Raw genomic sequence first — 1,160 nt, 5'->3', positions numbered from 1 at the left:
GCGCTTTTTTTGTTATTCAGATTTTTCGCCTTTCAGCAGGCACATAAAAATGATAATCAGGATAAAAGCAATCAGGGCCAGGAATGGAATCGTAATAAAACCAAACCAGTTAATATATTGGCCCGAGCACGGCACGCCGCTGACACATGGCTTAATGCCGCTAAAACCGGGCACTTTTTGCTCTAAGTAATGCATGGTCGAAATGAATGCCCCTATAATCGCCATCGGGAGCACATATTTTTTCACTCGTGTGTCCCCTTGAAAGGTGGCGATGCCTAAAATCAGGACGAGCGGATACATGAGGATACGCTGGTACCAGCACAGTTCACATGGAATAAACTTTCTGATTTCACTGAAATACAGGCTGCCCAGCATAGCGATAAGAGCCACAACCCAGGAAGCATATAAAAATACGATTCTATTTTTCATATCGTTACTTCCCTTTCAGTTCTTTTTCTATTGTCTCTTTGATTTCATCATAATCCGCAAAATTTTTGATCACTTTATCATTGACGTAAATCGTCGGTGTTGCCTGTATGTTCATTTTTTGATTAAGGTCAGAATCCTTTTCCACTTGAGAAGCGAATGTTTCCTTATCAAGATTTTCCTTGAGCGTATCAGGTTTTATCTTTGTGGTGCTTTTTGCAAGATCACCAAGGAGGCCTGGGGTTACCCATTCCTGTTCCGTATCCGGCTGTTTTTCGAACAGCTTTTCATGGAAATCCCAGAAAGAGTCAGGGTCTTCCTTCCATACTTCTTCAGATGCAAGAGCCGCTAATCTTGAACCTTTTCCATGGAACATGACGTTCACGAAAGAAAATTTCACATCGCCCTTATCAATAAAGTCTTTTTGTATTTTTGGAAAGATGTCACTGTTAAACACCTTGCAAGACGGACATTTGTAATCTCCGAATTCTACTACAGTTACCGGTGCATCGTCCTTGCCAAGCACAGGCTGCCCTTTGATAGACGGCTGTCCGGAAACCGCATCATTGCCTTGTTCCGTTTTGTTATTAATGATGACAATGGCTGCTAGCAATACAACAACCACAACCGTAAGGATGACCGCGAATTTCGCAGAAGACTGCTGTTTCTTTTTCACTCCGACACCTCATCGTTTTAAAATTAAAAAAGAAGCGGATCGCAATTGACCCACTTCT

The 1,160-nt window shown here is 42.1% G+C and carries 2 protein-coding genes; both read right to left on the bottom strand.

Annotated elements, in window-relative coordinates; all coding sequences use genetic code 11:
• Window positions 1–12 precede the first annotated feature (12 nt).
• Window positions 13–429, bottom strand: coding sequence for a disulfide oxidoreductase (locus ACWHAR_RS22435; RefSeq protein WP_015384637.1), 417 nt, complete (start codon window positions 427–429; stop codon window positions 13–15).
• 4 nt (window positions 430–433) lie between these two features.
• Window positions 434–1,102 carry a disulfide bond formation protein BdbD gene (bdbD, locus tag ACWHAR_RS22430; RefSeq protein WP_017695149.1) on the bottom strand — a complete coding sequence of 223 codons (669 nt, stop codon included), beginning with the start codon at window positions 1,100–1,102 and terminating at the stop codon, window positions 434–436.
• Window positions 1,103–1,160: the final 58 nt, after the last annotated feature.

The sequence above is a fragment of the Bacillus sp. LR--39 genome (assembly GCF_053613335.1).
Note: the sequence above shows the minus strand (reverse complement) of the source record. Positions and strands in the feature narration are given on the sequence as shown.